Genomic DNA, 24,548 nt, shown 5'->3' on the forward strand with positions numbered 1-24,548 from the left:
ACAAAATCCATTTATCTCTTTTGGGGCATTCTAAACTTGTTTCAAATACAAAAAACAATGTTACTCTAACAACAATATTTTACAATTACAGTAGTGGCATTTCAATAGATTTCTCAACTTTTGTAAGAAATTTATAGATTCAATCTGTATATTTACAAGTTGAAAACATTGGTAAAACAGCACACAATATGAGACACTTAAACACTCCAGAAAATCACAGACGTTATATTAAAAAATTCACAGGATTACACCTACTTGCGATAGTTTGTGTAATGGCAAGCTGTGCGCCTAAAAGTTCTGATAAAAACTATGTTTCCGATGTTTACCAAACTTCACAAGCTGGCGACAACCTCAAATTAGTAACTAGTGATGCTATTAAAACGTCCACTGATATAAAAAAGGTGACTTTAGAACTACATCCTGAAGAAGAATTTCAAAAGTATTACGGTTTTGGTGCTTCCTTTACAGAATCTTCAGCATGGAATTTGGCGACCATTCCTGTAGAATCTAGAAAAAATGTTTTAACCAAACTATTTAGTCCGACAGAAGGAGCAGGATTCACACTTACAAGAACACATATTAATAGTAGTGATTATTCTAACAATCATTACACCTATATTGAAGAAGGTGACGAAGATCTTTCAACCTTTAGCATACATGAAGACATGAAAGGTTTTACTGGTGACGAAAACGACCAAGTACGTGGTATTGAACTTGTAGAACCTAGTTACGATATTATTCCAATGATTTTAGAAGCATCTAGTATTCCTGGTGCTGATTTTAAAATTATCGCTTCACCTTGGAGTCCACCATCTTGGATGAAAGCTGGTGAAACAGCGAAAATGACTAACGGAAGTTTACTACCAGAATATTATAGTCTTTGGGCAGAATACATGTCAAAATATGTATCAGCTTATAAAGAACAAGGCATTGATATTTGGGGAATGACTCCTCAAAACGAACCACTTCACGCTCATGATGCACATTGGGATAGTAATGGGTTTACACCAGAGCAAGGTCGTGATTTCTTAAGAGATCACCTTGGCCCACAATTGGTTAAAGATGGTCATCTTAATCTCGATGATTTAGAGTCTGGCTTACGTGTTCTTATTTATGATCATAACAAATCTACAATGAACGACTATGTCGCAAAAACGTATGAAGATCCTGAAGCTTCAAAATATGCTTGGGGAACTGCTTTTCATTGGTACACAAATTCTGAGTTAAAAGAAAACAACTGGTATGCGGAAGAGTTAGCTGAATTACAAAAAAACTGGCCAAACAAAGCGATGATTCATACTGAATCAAGTATAGATATAGACGAGAATGATCCTATTGGTCAATATTGGAGAGAAAGTCCTGATTATGCAGGTGTGTTTGTACCGTTTGAAACTTATGCTAACGATATTATTACAGATTTAAATCACGGAACTCAGGGTTACATTGAGTGGTGCAGTATATTGAGTCATAAAGGCCAACCTAATCCTTACGACAATTTTAATAGTGCTCCAGTACTCATCAATCCTGTTACTGATGAAGTTATTTACACACCACTTTATTATTTACTAAGTCATTTTAGTAAATTTATTCGTCCTGATGCACGCCGAATTGCCTTAACAGGTGAGAATGTAAATGGATTGATTTATACAGCAGCTAAAAATCCAGATGGCTCAATCGCTGTGGTTGTTTATAATAATAAAGAAGAGCCTTTTGACGTATCACTAACCATAGAAACTGAAACTTACACCACTCAAATTGCACCAAGAGCTATGCAAACTATTCATTTAAAAGGCCATAAAGAGAAATAATAAAATTTGGTATTCGGTGTAATAACTTGTTTATAAATGCTTAGAAGAAAAGATAACGAACTAAACTTTTCTCTATTTTTGAGTCATGCGTAAAAACAAAAAACTAATCCTTGTTCTTTTCTTCATCCTTCAGGTGCTTTTTATATCTCAATTAAAACACTTTCCTGAATTTGTTGAGCAATTTTACAGCAATGGACTTTACGTGTTTTTATCAAAATTATCGCGCTATGTTTTTGGCTGGATTCCATTTTCTATTGGAGATATCTTTTACACTTTAGGAAGCATCTACCTCATAAGGTGGTTTGTCGTAAACCGAAAACGAATTATTAAAGACACTAGAAATTGGCTCTTAGACATTGGAGCTACCTTATCCATTGCCTATTTTGCGTTTCATATACTTTGGGCATTTAATTATTATAGACAACCACTTTATAAATCACTAAATCTTGAAGCCGATTATACCACAGAACAGTTGGTTACCTTTACAAAACAACTGATTCAAAAATCGAATACATTACAACTTCAACTAGCAAAAAATGATACGCTAAAAGTTGAGATGCCCTATACGAAGTCTGAAATATTAAGGAAAGTAAAAGACGGATACAAAACACTTTCTGAGCAATATCCACATCTTGAATACCATCCTAAAAGCATTAAAAAATCTATATATAGCTTACCGCTCACTTATATGGGTTTTTCGGGTTACTTAAATCCTTTTACAAATGAAGCTCAGGTAAACGGTTTAATTTCATCGTACAAATTTCCAACAACGGCTTGTCACGAAGCAGCACATCAATTAGGCTACGCAGCAGAAAACGAAGCTAATTTTATAGGTAGTTTAGCAGCCATTCATAATGATGATATGTACTTTAAGTATTCTGGTTATACCTTTGCGCTTCGCTATTGTTTAGCAGAAGTTTTTAAACGAGATCCTGAACTTTATGATTCAATATTAGCATCTGTAAATATAGGTATCTTAAAGAATTACCATGAAGTCCGATTATTTTGGGAAGCTCATGAAAACCCAATTGAACCTATCTTCGAAAAAACATTCGATAACTTTTTAAAAGCCAACAATCAATCTGCAGGCATGAAGAGTTATAGCTACGTCGTTGCGCTTTTGGTTAATTATTATGAAGACCAACCTTTATAATACCTACAATTTCATCACATTTTCAGCATTGAAGTAAACGTTAAAATTTTCAAATTCAATTTTTCTTTAATGTGAAATTCCTATCTTTAAAACTCAATCTAACTAACCAAAATATATGATTAAAGTACATTTACGACTGCTCATTTTTATGTGCAGTTTTTCATTATTTGCACAAGACTATTTCCCTAGCAATTCAGGCGTCATTGCAAATAACTCAAACTACACGGCATTTACAAATGCAACGATCCATGTGTCACCAACTGAAACCTTAAACAATGCAACACTCTTAATTAAAGAAGGGAAAGTTGTTAGTGTTGGCACATCAGTAAACATTCCGAAGAACACTACAAAAATTAATCTTTCAGGAAAAACCATTTACCCTTCCTTTATTGATATGTACACCACTTTTGGTGTCGAAAAACCAAAACGAGGAGGCAATGGTCCACAATATGGAGCGAGTCGAAGTGGCTACTACTGGAATGATCACGTTATGCCAGAACAAGATGTAATGGCAAGTTTTAAGTACGATGCAAAATCTGCATCAGAACTTCACAAATTAGGTTTTGGAGTTGTAAATACACATATGCCAGATGGTGTTGTCCGTGGCACAGGTGCTTTAATTGCACTGAACAATAATGCAGACAATGCGATGCGTATTGTTGACGGTAAAACAACGCAACATTTATCATTTAGTAAAAGTGTAACATCTCAACAACGCTATCCATCATCGATCATGGGAAGTATGGCATTATTGCGTCAAATGTATGATGATGCAAAATGGTACGAAGCAGGTCATGTAGACACTAAAGATTTATCGCTTGAAGCTTTAAATAAAAACAAGAATTTACTTCAAATTTTTGAAGCAGGAAGCAGAGCTAATCTTATGAGAGCTGATAAAGTTGGAGATGCTTATAACATACAATATACTATTGTTGGAGGTGGTGATGAATACGAACGTATTGATGACATAAAAGGAACCAATGCCACCATTATTCTACCAATAGATTTTCAATTGGCTTACGATGTAGACGATCCGTTTTTAGCAAGCACACTCTCTTTAAGTGATATGCGATCTTGGAATCAACAACCACACAACCCAAGATTATTGGCCGAAAATGGTATTAATTTCGCACTAACCACTCATGGTTTAAAATCGAATAAAACATTTTCTTCTAACTTAATGAAAGCTGTAGAAAATGGATTATCTAAACAAAAAGCATTAGAAGCTTTAACTACAGTTCCGGCTGCATTATTAGGCAAGTCAGATGTTTTAGGAACTTTAAAAACAGGAAGCTACGCTAACTTCTTAATTACTGATGGAGATATTTTTGAAAAGAAAACAAAACTCTATGAAAATTGGGTTCAAGGAACAGCACATGTTATAAAAGACATGACTGTAAAAGACATTGATGGCGATTATACCTTTAAGTTAGCTGGAGAATCTTATAAACTTTCAATTTCTGGAAGCACAGGCAAATCAAATGCTAAACTTGAAAGCAATAACAAGAGTTTAGGCACAAAACTGAATTACTCAAATGATTGGGTAAATCTTACATTTAAAACGCCAGACAGCACTAAAAAAGAATACATTAGAATTGTTGCTAATGCTACAACTCATACTTCTTTAAACGGAAAAGCTATTCTACCAAATGGCAATGAGCTCACTTTTGTAGCGAACAAAACGAATAGCTCAGCGTCCTCAAATGATGAAGCTAAGGACAAAAAGAAAGGAGATAAGTCTAGCGATGCACCATTTATGAGTCCTATTACGTATCCGAACTTAGCCTACGGGTTTACCGAAAAACCGAAGTCTGAAACGCTCTTATTTAAAAACGCAACAGTTTGGACCAACGAAAGTGAAGGTATTTTAGAAAACACCGATGTTTTAATTAAAGATGGTAAGATTTCAAAAATTGGAAAAGACTTATCAAGCAACAGAGCAACAGTCATCGATGCCACAGGAAAACATGTTACAGCTGGTATTATAGACGAACACTCGCATCTTGCTGCAGCTTCTATAAACGAAGGAGGGCAAAATTCTTCTGCAGAAGTAACCATCGAAGATGTGTTAGACGAAGAAGATATTGGGATCTATCGTAATTTAGCAGGAGGTGTCACCTCTATTCAAGTTTTACATGGTTCTGCAAATCCAATAGGTGGTCGTTCGGCGATTATAAAATTAAAATGGGGAGAAGCTGCAGACGATTTAATCTACGAGGATTCTCCTAAATTTATCAAGTTTGCTTTAGGTGAAAATGTAAAGCAGTCTCGAAGTAGAACAAACACACGTTTTCCACAATCTCGAATGGGAGTTGAACAAGTATTTGTAGATTATTTTACTAGAGCAAAAGCATATGACGACTTAAAGAAAAGCGGTAAGCCGTATCGAAAAGACACAGAAATGGAGACCCTTGCAGAAATTCTGAATGGGGAGCGTTTTATCTCATGTCACTCTTATGTACAGAGCGAAATAAATATGCTAATGAAAGTAGCGGATCAATTCGATTTTACAATCAATACATTCACGCATATTCTTGAAGGTTATAAAGTAGCTGATAAAATGAAAGCTCATGGAGCTGGAGGTTCTACTTTTAGTGATTGGTGGGCTTATAAGTACGAAGTAAATGACGCCATTCCTCACAATGCAGCAATTATGCATAATGCTGGTATAACTGTAGCGATAAACAGTGATGATCCTGAAATGTCGCGTCGTTTAAACCAAGAAGCCGCTAAATCTGTAAAATATGGAGGAGTAAGCGAAGAAGAGGCTTGGAAGTTTGTAACGTTAAATCCTGCAAAACTTTTACACCTTGATAAACGCGTAGGTAGTCTGAAAGTAGGTAAAGATGCCGATGTTGTATTATGGTCAGACCATCCATTATCAATTTATGCTAAGGCCGAAAAAACCATTATTGAAGGAGTTACGTATTTCGATTTAGCGCGCGACAAGCAAATGCGAGAAGCTATTAAAAAAGAGAAAAGCGAACTGATTAACTTAATGCTTCAAGATAAAAACAAAGGCTTAAAAACGCAGCCTGTGAAAAAGAAAGAAGAAAAAACAATGCATTGTGATTCAATGGATTCACACTACTAAAAAACAGTTATAAATGAAAAATTTAAATATAATAAACAGCGTATTGTTTTTGTTGTGTATCACATTTGGATTCGCACAACAAACACCTGCGCCAAAGCAAATAAAAGATTTTGCTATCGTCGGAGCTACGGCTCACATTGGAGATGGAACGGTAATAGAAAACAGTATTATCGTTGTTAGAAATGGAAAAATTACAACAATCGGACCCGAAGCCACAACACCAATCACTAGACAAGCAATGGATTTTATCGATGGTAAAGGCAAAGATGTCTACCCTGGATTTATTGTTGCAAATGGTACGTTAGGCTTGGTTGAAGTTGATGCTGTAAAAGCATCTGATGATCTTGAAGAACTAGGAACATATAATCCACATATTAGAAGTATTATTGCCTATAACACGGAATCTAAAATTATAGAATCTATGCGACCTAATGGAGTATTATTAGGACAGGTTGTTCCTAGAGGTGGACGAATTTCGGGAACTTCATCTGTAGTACAATACGACGCCTGGAATTGGGAAGATGCAGCTATTAAAATGGATAATGGTATTCATGTAAATTGGCCAAATAGTTTTAGACGTGGCCGTTGGTGGATGGGTGAAGATCGCGGATTAAAACCAAATAAGGATTACGCCAAACAAGTTAAAGAATTATCGGATTATTTTAATGAATCTAAGAGTTATAATAAAGGAAGCAAAACAGAACTTCATTTACCTTTTAATGCATTAGCTGGAATTTTTGATGGTTCTAAACGCTTATACATTAATGCTGATGACGAAAAAGGAATTACTGACGCTGTAAACTTTGCGAAATCTCATGGGGTTTCAAAAATTACGATTGTTGGTGGCTATCAAGCTGGACAAATTGCTGATTTTTTAAAACAAAATGATGTATCTGTACTTTTAAATCGAATACACTCAAGACCAGAATTAGAAGATGATGATTATGACCAACCTTATAAGCTTGCTAAGAAATTAGTAGATGCTGGTGTTTTAGTGGCTTTAGAGCCAAGTGGACAAATGGAGCGTATGAATTCTCGTAACCTTCCATTTTACGCTGGTACTACTGTAGCACATGGTCTAACTAAAGAACAAGCCTTACAATTAATCACTCAAAATCCTGCAAAAATATTAGGTATTGGTGATAATTACGGCACGTTAGAAGTTGGTAAAAGTGCAACACTATTTATTAGTGAAGGTGATGCCTTAGACATGAGAACCAATCAACTAACACACGCGTTTATTGATGGTAGGAATCTAAGTTTAGAAACACACCAAACGGAACTTTGGAAACGGTATTCTGAGAAACCTAAACAAGTGGATTAATATCTATTATTTACCTCAGCACGTTTACGTAACATCTTAACACAAAAAAAGCGAGCCATTTGGCTCGCTTTTTTATGTTTATATCTGTTGATTATTCAATCACCTTAGCGTCTTTAGGTTTTAAAAACATGGTGTTATCAGGTGCTTTTTCTGAAATTACAACATCAGTAAATTCAACAGTATTTCGTTTTTCGGTTGGTAAGTTGTTTTCATAATTGTACCAATCTATACTTTTCGGTAATACCAAGCCATTAATAGTTTGCCAATTATTATATCTTATGAAGTGAAAATCTGGACTTGCTTCTGATTTACCAAATGTTACCGTATACCCTAACCATTCCATTTGTCCTGTTTCGGCATCATAAAATATCTTGTATTGATCATCCGAAGATTCCCCAACACCAGCTTCATAAGAAATTAAAATACCTGGATATGTCTTTCCTTCAAAAACTAAAGGCTCAGTTTCTGTATAAGAAATACCATCATCTCCTAATACAAACGGCATCGCATAGAAATAGAACATTAATCCTTTATAAAATTTTGGTTTGCCTTTATATTCTTGACCATCCTTTTCGTTAACCCAAAGTGTTTCTCCATCAAAACCTTGTGTATACGTTGGTGTGTCAATAATTTCGGCTCTCGTTTTTAAATTTTCAGTCATTACCTCTTTTCCTTCGGGTTTAACTATGGAAAACGATAGGCTATGCATTTTATTCCACTGATCAATACCTCCGTGGGCGTCAAAAACTTTAGTTATGGATTCTGGATAAATACTTGTACTAACATCTTTAGAGATCAATTCTTTCACTTCTACATCTGCTGTAGATTCTGATTTTGTTTCATTTTTGCAAGCCACAGTAATGGCAGCTAAAAGGAATACGTAAATTACTTTTTTCATAATAAGGTTTTAAGTTCTATATTTTGACGAAATTAAATGTAAAGCATTACAAAAACGATTCAATTTATATAACCTTTAAATCCTTTTAAAGCGTTTTTATTCTTATCACAAGGATCTGATTCTTGGACAGTAAACTTAAAAATAAAAGACCACCTTTTACAGGTAGCCTTTTAATTCTTTTTATAGTTTAAAACAATCTAATACACAAGCCCTAATAGCATATCTGAAAATGAATACGAATTAAGAATTGAACCCGAATTTGGGCTGTTTGGAATTTCAAGCTCCCAAACGGTTGAATTTTCTTGCGCGTTATTGATATATGTCCCATTACTTAATACTAGTAATCGATCACCACAGTTATTATACGCTAAATTTACAGACTCGGGATTAAAATCTATATTTGATACAATGGTACTTTCTACAACAGACCCACTTGTAAAATCCCAATGTACTATAGAACGTTGTCCATTTTCAGATTTTGGTAAAAACAAGCCTCCTGTTTCTGGATCTATTTCAATATCACTATACATGGCATATCCAGCGGATGTATTCGCAAAAATAGAACTTAATACCGCTCCAGAGGTGGATACATTATAGAGTTGGTGATCTACTAAAAACAGTAAACTTCCTGATAAACTCGCAACGCCATAAGCTTTATTACCTACGGTATCATTGTAAAATTCGTTCGGACCAATAGAAGCTCCCTGTCTTACAGCTGCTCCCGTCGCAGATATTGTACATAAGTATATGCCTGAGGCATCAAATTCTAAAGCGTATAACTGATTACCTACATAGACAGGTGCTCCGTAACTTGCACTTGGACTTATATTAATTTCATCAATAACACTCGGAGTAGCCACATACATTTTTTGACCTCCGTTAAATTCATCAATAAAATAGAGCGTTTCGTTAGTACGATCAAATGCGGGACGATTACTATACAAATTATCACTAGTTAATGCACTCGACAATACTTGAATTCCAGGGTTAGCCAGATTGGCTGTGGTATTTTTTATAAAATCGATTTGTCCAGTAGGATTGCTCCAATTACCACCAATTTGTAAGCCATAGAAATTATAATCTAAGCAAGGTTGAGGCGTATTACCACTATCATCTGAACAGCTATTTAAAATGAGTGCTAATATGATAATAAAGCTGTTTCTTTTCAAAATTTTAAATGTTTTAGTTTTCATGATTTTAATGTTTGGTTTATAGTATGATATCAACTCAACAATAAAATTGTTACCCTAATTCATAAAAAAAATTAAAAAATAATTAAAACCAGCTGTAGAAACATGCTCCAATTATATATTTTTATATTGAAACTACAGTAATGTGCACCTAATCATATATGGCCCATCGTAGCCCTGTAAGGCCAGGTTACTAACACCAACAAGACTACCACAATTAAACTCCAATATTCATTCTTAAAAAGTTAAATTTGCATCTCTCAAATTTAGATTAAACCCGATAACTATGCGTAAATTTATCTCTAGCATTCAAAATCCATTTATAAAGCAACTCATAATTCTTAAAGAAAAGTCTAGAGCTCGCAAAAAATCTAATCAATTTTTAATTGAAGGGAAACGTGAATTATCTTTAGCTATTAAAGGGGGTTACACTATTGAGTCTCTTCTGTTTTTCACAGATTTGTTTTCAGAAAGTGAAGCCAAAGCCATGGAGCAACACGGTATTGAGACTATTGAAATTTCTAAAGAGGTCTTTCAGAAATTAGCCCATAGAGATACCACCGAAGGCGTCATTGCTGTGGTAAACTCCAAAACGCATACCCTTGAAGATTTAAAACTCACCTCTAAAAACCCTTTAATTTTAGTGGCCGAAGCTCCTGAAAAACCAGGTAATATTGGCGCCTTGTTGCGTACCGCTGATGCTGCAAATGTAGATGCGGTTATTATTGCAAATCCAAAATCAGATTTATACAACCCAAATGTTATTCGTTCTAGTGTGGGTTGTGTGTTTACTACCGAAATTGCTATGGCGAGTTCCGAGGAAGCGATTGCATATTTAAAAAAATACAATTTCAATATTTATTCAGCTATTTTACAAGAGTCTGAACCGTATCACACCCAAGATTACACCTTACCAACAGCAATAGTTGTCGGTACCGAAGCCACAGGTTTAACAGAAGCATGGAGAACAGCAGCTATCAAAAACATTAGTATTCCCATGCAAGGCGAAATTGATTCTATGAACGTGTCGGTTGCTGCAGGAATCCTTATTTTTGAAGCCAAACGACAACGCAATTTTAAATAACTAAGTTTCGTCAGTTCGCGTGATTTTCGAGGAACGCGATGATTGTATCGAGAACCATTGTATATTTTAAGCTTCTCGATATAAAATTTCAAAAAGGAAATTTCACTCGAAGCGACAAAATAGTTATAACACTAAAACACAAATTCCAGAATGCTACTGATTAGAACTTGGCATTTTGGATTTTAAATATTGGAATTTTTATTTTTATGACAGCACAAACCCTATTCTACATCATCATAGCTATTATCATCATCAACTTTGTAAAAGACAAAGTGCTCGATGCCATAAATGCCAAACATTACAACGACCCAATTCCGGAAGAACTCAATGATGTTTACGACAAAACGGAATACGAAAAATCGCAAGCCTATAAAACCGTTAATTATAAATTTGGAATTTGGACGTCCCTTTTTTCATTCATTTTAACGCTAGGATTTTTGCTCTTAGACGGTTTTGAGTACGTTGATAACATCGCCAGAAGTTATTCTGATAATCCCATTATCATCGCCCTAATTTTCTTCGGAATTATTATGATTGCCAGTGATATTATCACCACACCTTTTGCTTATTATAAAACCTTTGTAATTGAAGAAAAATTTGGATTTAATAAAACCACAAAAAAGACCTTTGTTTTAGATAAGTTTAAAGGTTTACTTATGATGGCAGTCATAGGTGGAGGTCTTATAGCTCTAATTGTTTGGTTCTACCAAATTACAGGCGATCAGTTTTGGCTATATGCTTGGGGTATTGTAACTGTATTTACGGTCTTTATGAATATGTTTTACTCCAAACTCATTGTACCATTATTCAATAAACAAACACCTTTAGAAGATGGCGATTTACGAAACAAAATTTCCGCATATGCAGCATCCGTAGGTTTTAATCTCGAAAAAATATTTATCATCGATGGTTCAAAACGAAGCACTAAAGCCAATGCGTATTTCTCTGGCTTTGGCAACGAAAAACGAGTAACACTTTATGACACTTTGGTCAATGATTTAGACGACGACGAAATCGTTGCCGTTTTAGCGCACGAAGTGGGACATTATAAAAAGAAGCACATTATTTTTAATTTAGTCACCTCTATCCTACTAACTGGATTAACGCTATTTGTTTTATCCATTTTTATTTCAAATCCATTATTATCAAATGCTATAGGAGTTGAAGAACAGAGTTTCCATGTGGGTTTAATTGCTTTTGGCTTACTCTATTCACCTATTTCTGAAATTACTGGTTTAATCATGAATTATGTTTCGCGTGTTTTTGAATACCAAGCCGACGACTATGCTAAAAACACGTACAAAGCAGAACCACTAATTACATCCTTAAAGAAATTATCTAAAAATAGCTTAAGTAATTTAACACCACATAAAGCCTATGTATTTATGCATTATTCGCATCCTACACTATTAGAGCGCGTAAGGAACTTAAAGAAGTAAATTCACAATTTTATAACATCATAGAACCACATTTATTTCTAACTTTGATGCAAAGAAAATCTAAAACATGACAGAATTAAAGAATAAAAAAGCCATAATTACAGGAGGAAGTAGAGGTCTAGGAAAAGCCACAGCTATTGCATTTGCAAAAGAAGGTATCGACGTTGCCATTACAGGAAGAAATGAAGCCGTATTAAAAGATACTGTTTCAGAATTAAAAGCATTTGGTGTAAATGCCATATATGCTGTTTTTGATGTTAGCAACTATGAAGCTGTACAAAAAGGCATTAAATCATTAATTGACAACTTAGGCGCTATAGATATCTTAGTTAACAATGCAGGAATTGCAGCATTTGGCTCATTAAATGATATGCCAGTTAACCAGTGGAACCAAATTATACAAACCAATGTTATGGGTATGTATTATGTGACAAAAGAAGTTCTTCCTCATTTAATTGAAAAAAATGAAGGGGATATTATTAACGTCTCTTCTACTGCCGGATTAAATGGTAATGCTACAACATCAGCTTATTCTGCTTCAAAATTTGCGGTTATTGGCATGTCACAATCTTTAATGAAAGAGGTTCGAAAAAATAACATAAGAGTCTGTACATTGACGCCAAGCACAATTGCTTCAGACATGTCTATTGAATTAGGTATTGCTAAAAAAGATTCTGAAGATCATGTATTGCAACCAGAGGATTTTGCTGAGTTAATTGTGTCGGGTTTAAAACTACCGCGAAGAGCAATGATGGCAAATGCATCTTTATGGTCAACTAATCCATAAGTTACGACGCTTTTTAACCTTAAAAGTTAAAAAATAGCATTCACCAAAGCAACACCATATTTTTTTCAATAATCAAGAATAAGTATTTCTAATATTTCACGTGAAAAAAATATTGCTCATTAGCAATGGTTTTACTATTTTAGTTCTATGACTGATGAAGCTATAGAAAAAGAGAATAAAGCCATTGCCAAAGCTTACAAAGAATTACTAAAAGTAAGCTACCAGACTTTAAGTGCAAAAGACAAGAAGTTAATTCGTCATGCGTTTGAAGTGGCTGTTGATGCGCACAAAGATCAACGACGCAAATCTGGTGAAGCTTATATTTTTCACCCTATCGCAGTGGCAAGAATCGTGGCTCAAGAAATAGGAATGGATGCTACATCTATTGCTGCAGCTTTACTTCACGATGTCGTTGAGGACAATCCGGATTATACCATTGATGATATTGAACAATTATTTGGAGAAACAGTTGCCAGAATAGTTGATGGCCTCACCAAAATATCATCGCTAAAAAAAGACATGGATGTGTCTTTACAAGCCGAAAATTTTAGAAAAATGCTCCTTACATTAAATGATGATGTAAGAGTAATTATTATAAAAATCGCTGACCGTTTGCACAATATGCAAACTATGGATTCTATGCGGTCAGACAAGCAGGTTAAAATAGCTTCGGAAACCTTATACATTTATGCTCCGTTAGCCCATAGAATTGGGCTCTATAATATTAAAACTGAACTCGAAGATTTAGGCTTAAAATATACAGAACCTGAGGTTTACAACGATATTCTTGAAAAAATAAAAGATAGTAAAGAAGATCAAGATGCTTATATAAAAGCATTCTCTAAAGTGATTGAAGACTCACTAAATACAGAGGGATTAAACTACGAAATTAAAGGACGTCCAAAATCTATTTTCAGTATTCGTAGAAAAATGGTCAAACAAGGAGTTTCCTTTGATGAAGTCTATGATAAATTTGCGGTTCGAATTATTTACAAATCAGATTTAGCTAACGAGAAATTTTTAGCATGGAAGATATATTCAATCGTCACAGACCACTTTACTCCTAACCCAATACGTCTTAGAGATTGGATTTCATCTCCTAAATCTACAGGCTATGAAGCGCTTCATATTACCGTTGTAGGTCCAAAAAGCCGTTGGGTAGAAGTTCAGATTAGAAGTGAACGCATGAATGAAATTGCAGAAAAAGGCTATGCGGCACACTACAAATACAAAAATGCAGATACAAAAGAAGACAATTTAGATTTGTGGATTAATCGTTTGCAAGAAGCTTTAGAAAATCATGAAGCTGATGCCGTTGATTTTGTAGAGCAATTTAAACTCAATTTATACTCCAAAGAGATTTTTGTGTTTTCGCCTAAAGGAGATTTAAAATCGCTTCCTAAAGGAGCAACTCCTTTAGATTTTGCATTTAGCATTCATACCGAAGTTGGTATGAGAACGCGTGGTGCAAAAGTTAACGGTAAACTTATGCCTTTAAGTCACGAGCTTAAAAGTGGAGATCGTGTTGAAATTATGACATCCGATAACGCTAAACCAAATGCTAACTGGCTAGATTATGCAACCACAGCTAGAGCGCGAAGCAAAATAAAATCGGCATTAAATGAAGATACAAAGTTAATTGCCCAAGAAGGTAAGGAAATCTTAAGACGAAAATTAAAACAACTTAAAATAACTCTAAACGAAAATTCAGTTAATGAATTAGTCAGTTATTTTAAACTGAGTACGTCATTAGATTTATTTTATCGTGTAGGTATTGGCACCATTGATAACACCAAATTAAAAGCCTTTGCCTCCTCGCGTAGTAATGCGTTTGTAAGTTATTTTAAAAACAAAATATACAAACCAAACGTCCCAAAAGACATTCATAAAGAGGAAATCACTTCTAAATATGATATGCTCGTTTTTGGTAAAGAAGAAGAAAAACTCAGTTACACATTGGCTAATTGCTGTAACCCAATTCCTGGAGATAAGGTCTTTGGATTTTTAACTATAAACGATGGTCTTAAGGTTCACAAAACAAACTGTCCTAATGCTGTGAGTTTACAGTCTAACTACGCCTACAGAATTATGCAAGCCAAGTGGATAGATTCGTCTCAACAAGTGTATACCTCGCAGATTATTCTATCTGGTATCGATAATTTGGGGCTTGTCAACGATATCACCAAACTCATTTCAGGAAACATGCATGTGAACATGAAAAGCATTAGTTTTTCAAGTGATGATGGTATATTTACGGGTAAAATAACAGTTCAAGTAAAAAATCAAGCGATGCTTAAAAAGCTTATTGATAAGCTTAAACAAATTAATGGAATTGACAAAGTAACGCGTGTATAAAGGTTATCAACTATTATTTAAAACTTGTTCATTTCTTTCAGTTTTAATCGCCAACTTTATAATTCATATCCTATAAAATTTGTGTAAATTTGCGCTTTAATTATGAATGCAACCACAGAAGAAAGTAATCAGGAAATTGTAAAACGTGTTTTTACACAATTCCTTGAAGATAAAGGTCATAGAAAAACACCTGAGCGCTATGCTATACTTCAAGAAATTTACGATAGTAAGGAGCACTTTGATATAGAATCTTTATATATCAAAATGAAAAACAAAAACTATCGTGTAAGTAGAGCGACGCTTTACAACACTATAGAACTACTCTTAGAGTGCGCCTTGGTACGCAAACATCAATTTGGGAAAAGCCAGGCACATTACGAAAAATCATATTTCGATAAAAATCACGATCATGTGATTCTTACAGATACAGGAGAAGTGATAGAATTTTGTGATCCACGCATTCAATCCATCAAAAAAACCATAGAAGAGGTTTTTGACATTCAGATAACTAATCATTCACTATATTTTTACGGTAACCGTAAAAAAGACGACTAACTCAAATTTAAAATGGCAGTAGATTTACTACTTGGATTACAATGGGGAGACGAAGGCAAAGGAAAAATTGTCGATGTATTTACCTCTAACTACGATATTATTGCACGTTTTCAAGGAGGCCCAAATGCAGGTCACACCTTGGTATTTAACGGCAAAAAACATGTTTTGCATACGATTCCATCAGGTATTTTTCATGAAAACAAAGTGAACCTCGTTGGTAATGGTGTTGTAATTGATCCTGTTATTTTTAAAAAAGAACTCGATAAATTAGCAGAGCAAAATGTGGATTATAAAAAATCCCTTTGTATTTCGCGAAAAGCACATATTATTTTACCTACGCATCGCTTATTAGATGCTGCTAGTGAAGCTTCAAAAGGAAAAGCAAAAATAGGATCTACGCTTAAAGGTATTGGCCCAACTTATATGGACAAAACCGGTAGAAACGGAATTAGAGTTGGTGATATTGAATTATCAGACTGGAAAGACAAATACAGAGCTTTAGCAGACAAGCATGAAGCGATGATTGAATTTTACAATGTTGATATTCAATACGATTTAAAAGAATTAGAAGCCGATTTCTTTGAAGCCATTGAAACCTTAAAAGGTTTAAAATTTATTGATTCTGAAGAATATGTTCACCAAGCGCAACAATCTGGAAAATCCATTTTAGCAGAAGGTGCGCAAGGGTCTTTATTAGATATTGATTTTGGCACCTATCCATTTGTAACATCATCTAACACTACAGCTGCAGGAGCCTGTACAGGTTTAGGTGTTGCACCAAACCAAATTGGAAAAGTTTACGGTATTTTTAAAGCCTACACTACTCGTGTTGGTTCAGGTCCATTTCCAACAGAATTATTTGATAAAGACGGGGAAACCATGGCCAAAGTAGGAAACGAATTTGGAGCAACTACCGGTCGTGCAAGACGATGTGGTTGGTTAGATTTAGTCGCTTTGCGTTATGCTTGCCAAGTTAATGGTGTTACCGAATTAATTATGATGAAAGGCGATGTACTCTCTGGCTTTAAGACCCTTAAAGTATGTACAGCTTACAACTACAAAGGTGAAACTATTACGCATTTACCTTATAATATTGAAGAAGAAAACATCACCCCTATTTATACCGAAGTAAAAGGTTGGGAAGCAGATTTAACAGGCATGACTGAAGCGTCGCAATTGCCAGAAAATCTCAATGCCTATGTTGAATTCCTAGAAAAAGAATTGAATATCCCAATTACAATTGTATCAGTAGGTCCAGATCGTAAGCAGACTATTGTTCGCAAGAAAATATAATTAGACTTAAATAAAATATTGGTTTTTTTGTGAAATTTATGGTAAAGATCTAGTGTCTTAACTTTAAACTATTTCACAGAAAAACCAATATTTTTATATACGATTAAGCTTGGTAAGCTATATATTTCTGTTAAAAAAAACGTTAACACGTACTAAAGCAAATCTAATAAGTGTTATTTTGTAAAAAATATATGTCTTTGAAACGATTTAAATATCTCTTACTTTTCATTTGCTTGCTATCTGCTTTTTTTAGTTTTGGACAAGAGCAGCAGAAAATTACTGTAAAATATTCAGGTAGTACGTCATCGTCGCCAGATATTAAAGACGGTGCATTAATATTTCTTAGAGACAAGTCTAAACAAGTCCATTTTATTCACAAAGGAGCAGATCTTTTTTGTGATAAGGCTATTTATTATGAAGATCAAGACTTCATAGAAGCCTTTAGTAACGTAGAAATGAAGCAAGGCGACTCTATTAATATGGTTGCTAAGTACCTAGAATACAGTGGAAAATCTCAATTAGCTATTGCCAGAGGAGATGTCGTTTTAACAGAACCACAATCTGTACTTAAAACCGATACACTTTATTTTGACAGAATAAAACAACAAGCCTACTATAACACAAAGGGCACCGTTGAAAGAGACACTTCCGGAACAATTACAAGTCAAATAGGGCGTTATTATATGAATGCCAGTAAGTATCAGTTTATTCAAGATGTTGTTCTTGTTAATCCAGATTACACCTTAAATACCGAACGTCTTGATTTCTTTACAGAAAACGGATTTGCTTATCTTTTTGGACCATCGACCATTGTTGGTGAAACGAGTAAAATTTATAGTGAACGTGGTTTTTACGATACTAATAATAATATAGGTCATTTTCAACGGAACGCAAAAATCGATTATGATAATAGAACTATTGAAGGAGACAGCCTTTACTTTGATAGAACCAAACGTTTCGCTTCTGCCACCAACAATATTACAGTAACAGATACGCTAAATAAAAGCATCGTAAAAGGCCATTATGCCGAAGTTTGGCGTGCAAAAGACTCCATGTATATTACCAAACGTGCCTTAGCGATAACGGTCCAAGAAAGAGATTCTGTTTATATACATGCAGATACTTTAATGGTTACTGGCAAACCCGAAAACCGCATTACACGAGCATTTTACAATGCCAAATTGTACAAAAGTGATATGGCCGGAAAAGCAGATTCCATTCATGTCAATCACAAAGAAGGGCTTACACAACTCATTAATTTAAGTAAATTTAGTTCTGGTGATGCCTTTGCTATCAAACGAAAACCAGTACTTTGGAATATTGGTAATCAAATGACAGGAGATACAATTCATTTAATTTCAAATCCAAAAACCGAACAACTAGATTCTTTAAAAGTGTTTGAAAATGCCTTTTTAATAAACCGAGACACCATAAGCGAAGATGGTTATAACCAAATAAAAGGCCTTCGATTAATAGGGTTATTTGAAAATAACGAACTCTATAATGTTGATATCATTAAAAACGCTGAAACCATTCGCTATTTAAGAAATGATGATGGTGAATTAATAGGTATTCAAAAATCGAAATCTGGAAGTATTAATGTTCAAATTATTGATAAAGCCATTGACGAAGTTCGTTTTATCAATCAAATTGATGGCAATATTTTCCCTGAATCTGAATTCCCAAAAAATGCGAGGAAGTTAAGAGGTTTCGATTGGCGAGGTGACGAACAACTACTATCGGTAGATGATTTATTTAAAGACGATCCTCCGTTAGATTTACCTGTAATTAGAGGTTTAGACGATTATGTTCCGCCTGAAGCATTCATTGACGACAACGTTACCGAACGCATAGAGGAAGCTGGTAAAGACACTCCAGAAAAAGAGAATAAAGCGGCTCGTAACCTTCCTAAAAAGACAGAAGTAAAACCATTAAAATCAGCAATAAAAAAGGCCGACTCTACTAAGATAAAACCTTTAAACCAAATTATCAAAAAAGAAGGGCAGTAATTGAAATCCGAGTTTCTAAAATATCAAGCACAGACCACACCACATCCTTTAGCGATGGAAATAAGTCATGCCAAAGGTTCCTATATTTATGACACCAAAGGGAAATCTTATCTCGATTTTGTTGCTGGAGTTTCGGCTTGTGGTTTAGGTCATTCGCACCCTAAAGTTGTAACTGCAGTAAAGGAACAATTAGACAAATATCTTCATGTTATGGTGTATGGAGAATACATCCAAAAGCCAGCATTAGAATTAACAAAGTTATTAGCTAAACATTTACCTGCACCTTTAGAATCTACCTATCTCGTAAATTCAGGAACCGAAGCTATTGAAGGAAGTTTAAAGTTAGCAAGACGTTTTACAGGTCGTTCAGAAATTATTGCTGCAAAAAACGCTTATCACGGTAATACATTAGGCTCATTAAGTCTTATGGATTACGAAGAACGAAAGCAACCCTTTTTGCCATTAATTCCAGACATTAAGCATATTGAGTTTAATGCTATATCAGACTTAGAAAAAATCACAGATAAAACTGCTGCAGTTATCCTCGAAACCATTCAAGGAGGAGCAGGATTTATTGAACCTACAGATAACTATTTAAATAAAGTACAACAACGTTGTAATGCTGTAGGTGCTGTTTTTATATTAGATGAAATTCAACCAGGAATTGGTAGAACCGGAAAATTATTTGGATTTGAAAACTATAACTGCCAACCCAATATTGTTGTTACAGGCAAAGGTTTAGGAGGTGGTTTACCTATTGGTGCTTTTACGGCTTCTAAACAAATGATGGATTGTTTAAGTGACAATCCTAAACTTGGTCATATCACAACTTTTGGTGGTAATCCTGTAGTTGCTGCTGCAGCTTTAGCAAATTTAAAAGAAATTACAGAATCTCAACTTATACCTGAAACCTTAGAAAAGGAACAATTAATACGAAAACACCTTCAACATAAGCACATCAAAGAAATTAGAGGTCGTGGATTAATGTTAGCCGCAATTACAGAAAATGAAGCACTAACAAGTAAAGTTATTTTGCAGGCACAAGACCAAGGATTAATCTTATTTTGGCTACTTTTTGAACCTAAAGCCATCCGAATTACCCCTCCTTTAACCATTTCTAACGAAGAAATAATAGAAGGATGTCATTTAATAACTTCCATACTAGATAAGATTTAATTTCACTTACACAGCCCCAAACCACTAAATATAAGCAACTTAAACACATTTACATAAACAAACATTTAAATGTTAATTAATTTGTTAAGAACATTAGTTTAAAAATCTATGTAACGCACAGGATAGCTGTATTTTTATTTCAGCGAATTATTAATCAATTTATGCAGTACAGTCAAGACGACGAAAACTTTCCTCTCACTCGATTTGAGTCCATGTTAAAGACCAATAATATATTGTTCTTTGACTCTAACGAGTTTGAAAATATCATTCACCACTATCTTGAAAATGGCAAGATTGCATTATCTAAACGTGCCATTAAGTTAGGTTTAGAACAACACCCTTCTTCTATTAATTTGAGATTATTTCAAGTTGAAATATTAGTGATTGAAAATAAATTTGAAGAAGCAGATGATTTATTAGATAGACTTCACAACCTTGAGCCTACCAACGAAGAAATTTTTATTCAAAAAGCGAATGTTTTGTCTAAACAAGATAAACATCAGCAAGCCATAGACACCTTACTTGTTGCTATTGAAATGTCTAGCACACCACATGATGACGCAGATTTACATGCGTTAGTTGGAATGGAATATTTATTTTTAGATCAATTTGAAAATGCAATTATCTATTTTAAAAAGTGCTTAGAAAGTGATACTTCAGATTATTCGGCATTACATAATATTGTGTATTGTTATGATTTCTTAAATCAGAACTCTGAAGCTATAGAGTATTTAAATTGGTACTTAAATACGAACCCGTATTGCGAAGTTGCATGGCATCAATTAGGACGACAATACTTAACAATTAACGAATACGCTAAAGCCAATTCTGCATTAGATTTTGCCATAATTTCAGATGATACTTTTGTTGGCGCATATATTGAAAAAGGTAAGGTCCTCGAGAAACTAAAAAAATACGAGGAAGCTATTGAAAACTACAAAATTACATTGGCATTAGAAGATCCAACATCTTTTGCTCTATTACGAATTGGTAAGTGCTACGCTAAACTTGGTCACGATGATTTAGCCATTCAGTTTTTCAAAAAAACAATAGATGAAGATCCTATTTTAGACAAAGGTTGGATTGCAATTACTAAGTTTTATATGAAGCGCTTAAACTATCAAAAAGCGTTGTACTACATAAACAAAGCTGTGATAATTGATGGTGAAAATGTTAATTACTGGAAGGTTTATGCGACCATAAACAAACGCCTAAATTTCCTTGAAGAAGCAGAACGTGGTTACAAACGCACTTTAGAATTAGGTAATTACGAGTTAGACACATGGCTAAACAGGTCTGATGTGTTAACGACTTTAGGCGAATATGAAGGTGCTATTTTTAATTTAATTCAAGCTTCAGAATTTTATCCTGAAAATGCAGAAATAGAGTACCGACTAGCAGGTTTGTATTTTTTAGTTCACCAAACTGAAGAAGGACGATTTCACCTAAAAAATGCAACGCAACTTAATATTGACTATAACTTTATTATTTCAGAGTTGTTTCCTCAACTTACAGATAGACCCATGATTAAAGCTATAATTTCAGAAGGTAAAAAGGCGTCAAACTAAAAAAATCCATACCTTAGCATTTCATATTTTTTATAAAATGCAAAGACGATTTATAGACTACTTAGTTATCACTTTTAAGGGTATTGCAATGGGAGCAGCAGATGTTGTTCCAGGAGTTTCAGGAGGAACTATCGCATTTATTTCTGGTATTTACGAAGAACTTATTGAAAGTATAGACAAGGTGAACCTTGGAGTTTTTAAAGTGTGGAAACAAGAGGGTTTTAAAAGAGCTTGGAATTCCATAAATGGTAACTTTCTATTTGCACTCTTTTTTGGCGTTGCATTTAGTATATTGTCCTTAGCCAAATTAATAAAATGGCTATTACATAACGAAACTATCTTATTATGGTCCTTTTTCTTTGGGCTCGTTTTAGCTAGTATTCTTTATATTGCTAAACAAATTAAAGGCTGGTCTATTAAGTTGATTATTGCCATTATTGCGACGTCAATTTTATCGTTTTACATTACTGAAGCCGAACCATTTGCGTCACCAGACAGTCCATTTTATCTTTTATTCTGTGGCTTTATAGCTATCATTGCTATGATTTTACCTGGAGTTTCAGGGGCATTTATATTACTTATACTTGGTGCGTACCAAACCGCAATTGACACTATTAATAATTTAAGAGACGGAGTATTGACTGGTAACATGGATCTTTTTAAAGATGCCTTGCTAAAATTTGCATTACTTGGTGTTGGTGCCATTATTGGAATTAAAGTGTTTTCGAAAGCCTTAAATTGGATGTTCAAACATCATAAAAATCTTACATTAGCCATCCTAACCGGATTTATGATTGGGTCATTAAATAAAATTTGGCCATGGAAAGAAGTTTTAAAAACACGTGTTAATTCTGAAGGAGAAGTGGTTACCTTACTCGATAGAAGCATTTCACCAATAGCGTATGCCGGAGATAACGAATTAGTAATGGCCATCATTTTTATTGTTATCGGTTTTGCTACAATTCTAATTTTAGAAAGTCTCGGTAAACATAAAAATAACGTGTAATGCAAAGCACCAGATCGTTTAAAGACCGTGTATTCCTGGTCATTAAAGGGTTGGCCATGGGAGCCGCGAACAAAGTTCCAGGTGTTTCTGGTGGTGTTGTTGCTTTTGTAGCTGGTTTTTATGAAGAGTTTATTTATTCTCTTCAACGCGTAAATAAAACCGCTTTTAAACTCTTATTTAATGGCAGATTTAGAAGCTTCTATCGCTATATCAATGGTAAGTTTTTGGGCTCGCTATTTTTAGGAATGATAGTGAGTTATTTCAGTGTTTCAAAAATATTAGATTATCTTATTGTGCACTATGAACTCTATGTTTGGAGTACTTTCTTCGGCATGATTTTGGGTTCAATTTATTATATATCTAAAGATTTTAAAGAGTGGAATAGAACAACATTACTAGCTTTAGTTCTTGGAGCCATCGCTGGTCTTAGTGTTAGCTTTTTAGATCCAGCAACAGAAAACGACAACTTATTATTCGTCTTCTTTTGTGGTATTATTAGTGTTTCTGGAATGACCTTACCAGGATTTTCTGGGTCTTTTATTCTTATACTTTTGGGCAATTACGTATTACTCTTAGTGGACTCTGTAAACGCTCTTTATGATACGATGATCGATGTTTTTAGTGGTAATTTCGATTTTATATATGATGCCTATCGTATTCGAATGTTAAAAGTTTTAGCGGTATTTACACTAGGTTCAGTAGCTGGCTTGGTTACTTTTTCACATATATTAAATTACATATTAAAACATTATAAATTCATTACTTTGGCTACCATCATGGGATTTATAATTGGCTCACTTGGAGTTGTTTGGCCATGGAAAGAAACCATATATAAAACAAATTCGGAAGGCATAACGATCTTAGATTCTACTGGAAAACAAATTATTGCCAATTATCAACGGTATTTACCTGAATTCAACAGCCAAACTTACATCGCAATTGTTTATATTGCCCTTGGAATCCTCATAGTTTTAGGATTAGAATGGTATGGAAAACGCACAAGACAAATTAAAGCTTAAATTCGGACTCGTCGGTAAAGATATCTCTTACTCGTTTTCGAGAGGGTATTTTAAAACCAAATTCGAAACTGAAAATTCGCAAAATACATACGTTAATTTCGATTTACAATCTATAGACGAGCTTTTAGTAATTATAAAAAACACTTCAAATTTAAAAGGGCTTAACGTTACTATTCCCTATAAAGAACAAGTTATTCCCTTACTAGATAAACTGGATAAAAAAGCTGAAGAAATTGGAGCTGTGAATACCATTAGGTTTGCTAAAAACAATCAGTTAATTGGCTACAATACTGATTTTTATGGTTTTAAAAACTCCATACAACCACATCTAAAATCACATCATAAAAAAGCTTTAATTTTAGGTACAGGAGGTGCATCTAAAGCTATTGCATACGCGCTTAAAAACTTAGAAATTCAGTATGACTTTGTCTCACGATCGCAAAAGAAAAACGTCACCTATTTGTATTCGGATCTAACTAATGCTATAATTTCAGATTATACAATTATCATCAATTGCACACCTATTGGCACATATCCTAATATCGATCAATGTCCAGATATTCCTTATGATGCTATCTCTGAAAGTCACATATTGTATGACCTTATATACAATCCTGATCAAACAAAATTCTTAAAACAAGGTTGCCAAAATGGAGCCACAACCATTAACGGTTTAGAAATGTTACGACTTCAAGCCGAAAAATCCTGGGAAATCTGGAATAAGTCTTAAAACACAAGCTCTACAAGCAATTCCTTTGTAGTTATACTACTAGTTAGTATCTTTAACAAT

Annotated in this window: 18 protein-coding genes; 16 read left to right on the plus strand and 2 right to left on the minus strand. The window is 34.2% G+C overall.

Annotated elements, in window-relative coordinates:
- The first annotated feature begins 188 nt into the window (after nt 1–188).
- The 4 genes from K1X16_RS01885 to K1X16_RS01900 all read left to right on the plus strand — a co-directional run bounded on the left by K1X16_RS01885 (nt 189) and on the right by K1X16_RS01900 (nt 7,379).
- Complete coding sequence (locus K1X16_RS01885) at nt 189–1,808, plus strand: glycoside hydrolase family 30 protein (protein WP_225034834.1); 1,620 nt, start codon at nt 189–191, stop codon at nt 1,806–1,808.
- An 85-nt stretch (nt 1,809–1,893) separates the two neighbouring features.
- On the plus strand, nt 1,894–2,961 hold the full coding sequence (locus K1X16_RS01890; RefSeq protein ID WP_225034835.1) for a DUF3810 domain-containing protein: 1,068 nt from the start codon (nt 1,894–1,896) through the stop codon (nt 2,959–2,961).
- Nucleotides 2,962–3,076: 115 nt separating this feature from the next.
- Entirely contained in the window at nt 3,077–6,055 is a 2,979-nt protein-coding gene (locus K1X16_RS01895) for an amidohydrolase family protein (RefSeq protein ID WP_225034836.1), read from the plus strand.
- A 13-nt stretch (nt 6,056–6,068) separates the two neighbouring features.
- Nucleotides 6,069–7,379: an amidohydrolase family protein gene (locus K1X16_RS01900; protein ID WP_225034837.1), complete on the plus strand. Its 1,311-nt coding sequence runs from the start codon at nt 6,069–6,071 to the stop codon at nt 7,377–7,379.
- A gap of 91 nt (nt 7,380–7,470) precedes the next feature.
- Here K1X16_RS01900 and K1X16_RS01905 read toward each other — a convergent pair whose 3' ends face one another.
- Both K1X16_RS01905 and K1X16_RS01910 read right to left on the minus strand, forming a co-directional pair.
- The gene (locus K1X16_RS01905; RefSeq protein ID WP_225034838.1) at nt 7,471–8,277 is read right to left on the minus strand and encodes a DUF6503 family protein; all 807 of its coding nucleotides are present in this window, start codon (nt 8,275–8,277) and stop codon (nt 7,471–7,473) included.
- Nucleotides 8,278–8,474: 197 nt separating this feature from the next.
- A complete protein-coding gene (locus K1X16_RS01910) occupies nt 8,475–9,470 on the minus strand; it encodes a hypothetical protein (protein ID WP_225034839.1) in 996 nt (331 codons plus the stop codon).
- Between the two features lie 283 nt (nt 9,471–9,753).
- Between K1X16_RS01910 and K1X16_RS01915 the strand changes: the two genes are divergently transcribed.
- The 12 genes from K1X16_RS01915 to K1X16_RS01970 all read left to right on the plus strand — a co-directional run bounded on the left by K1X16_RS01915 (nt 9,754) and on the right by K1X16_RS01970 (nt 24,488).
- The gene (locus K1X16_RS01915; protein WP_225034840.1) at nt 9,754–10,551 is read left to right on the plus strand and encodes a TrmH family RNA methyltransferase; all 798 of its coding nucleotides are present in this window, start codon (nt 9,754–9,756) and stop codon (nt 10,549–10,551) included.
- Nucleotides 10,552–10,757: 206 nt separating this feature from the next.
- A complete protein-coding gene (locus K1X16_RS01920; protein ID WP_225034841.1) occupies nt 10,758–11,990 on the plus strand; it encodes a M48 family metallopeptidase in 1,233 nt (410 codons plus the stop codon).
- Nucleotides 11,991–12,057: 67 nt separating this feature from the next.
- Nucleotides 12,058–12,777 (plus strand): 3-ketoacyl-ACP reductase, encoded by a 720-nt coding sequence (locus tag K1X16_RS01925; RefSeq protein ID WP_195870720.1) that lies wholly within the window; start codon nt 12,058–12,060, stop codon nt 12,775–12,777.
- 147 nt (nt 12,778–12,924) lie between these two features.
- Nucleotides 12,925–15,132, plus strand: coding sequence for a RelA/SpoT family protein (locus tag K1X16_RS01930; RefSeq protein WP_195870721.1), 2,208 nt, complete (start codon nt 12,925–12,927; stop codon nt 15,130–15,132).
- A gap of 102 nt (nt 15,133–15,234) precedes the next feature.
- Entirely contained in the window at nt 15,235–15,687 is a 453-nt protein-coding gene (locus K1X16_RS01935) for a Fur family transcriptional regulator (protein ID WP_195870722.1), read from the plus strand.
- A gap of 12 nt (nt 15,688–15,699) precedes the next feature.
- Entirely contained in the window at nt 15,700–16,980 is a 1,281-nt protein-coding gene (locus K1X16_RS01940; RefSeq protein ID WP_225034842.1) for an adenylosuccinate synthase, read from the plus strand.
- Between the two features lie 191 nt (nt 16,981–17,171).
- A complete protein-coding gene (locus K1X16_RS01945) occupies nt 17,172–18,989 on the plus strand; it encodes an OstA-like protein (protein ID WP_225034843.1) in 1,818 nt (605 codons plus the stop codon).
- The gene (locus K1X16_RS01950; protein ID WP_225034844.1) at nt 18,990–20,165 is read left to right on the plus strand and encodes an aspartate aminotransferase family protein; all 1,176 of its coding nucleotides are present in this window, start codon (nt 18,990–18,992) and stop codon (nt 20,163–20,165) included.
- A gap of 161 nt (nt 20,166–20,326) precedes the next feature.
- Nucleotides 20,327–21,733, plus strand: coding sequence for a tetratricopeptide repeat protein (locus K1X16_RS01955; protein WP_195870726.1), 1,407 nt, complete (start codon nt 20,327–20,329; stop codon nt 21,731–21,733).
- A gap of 37 nt (nt 21,734–21,770) precedes the next feature.
- Nucleotides 21,771–22,739 carry a DUF368 domain-containing protein gene (locus K1X16_RS01960; RefSeq protein ID WP_225034845.1) on the plus strand — a complete coding sequence of 323 codons (969 nt, stop codon included), beginning with the start codon at nt 21,771–21,773 and terminating at the stop codon, nt 22,737–22,739.
- Entirely contained in the window at nt 22,739–23,758 is a 1,020-nt protein-coding gene (locus K1X16_RS01965; RefSeq protein WP_225034846.1) for a DUF368 domain-containing protein, read from the plus strand. The genes K1X16_RS01960 and K1X16_RS01965 overlap by 1 nt, the downstream gene beginning before the upstream one ends.
- The gene (locus tag K1X16_RS01970; RefSeq protein WP_225034847.1) at nt 23,727–24,488 is read left to right on the plus strand and encodes a shikimate dehydrogenase family protein; all 762 of its coding nucleotides are present in this window, start codon (nt 23,727–23,729) and stop codon (nt 24,486–24,488) included. The genes K1X16_RS01965 and K1X16_RS01970 overlap by 32 nt, the downstream gene beginning before the upstream one ends.
- The last annotated feature ends 60 nt before the right edge of the window (nt 24,489–24,548 follow it).

The organism is Winogradskyella sp. SM1960 (assembly GCF_020179375.1).
GTDB lineage: Bacteria > Bacteroidota > Bacteroidia > Flavobacteriales > Flavobacteriaceae > Winogradskyella > Winogradskyella marina.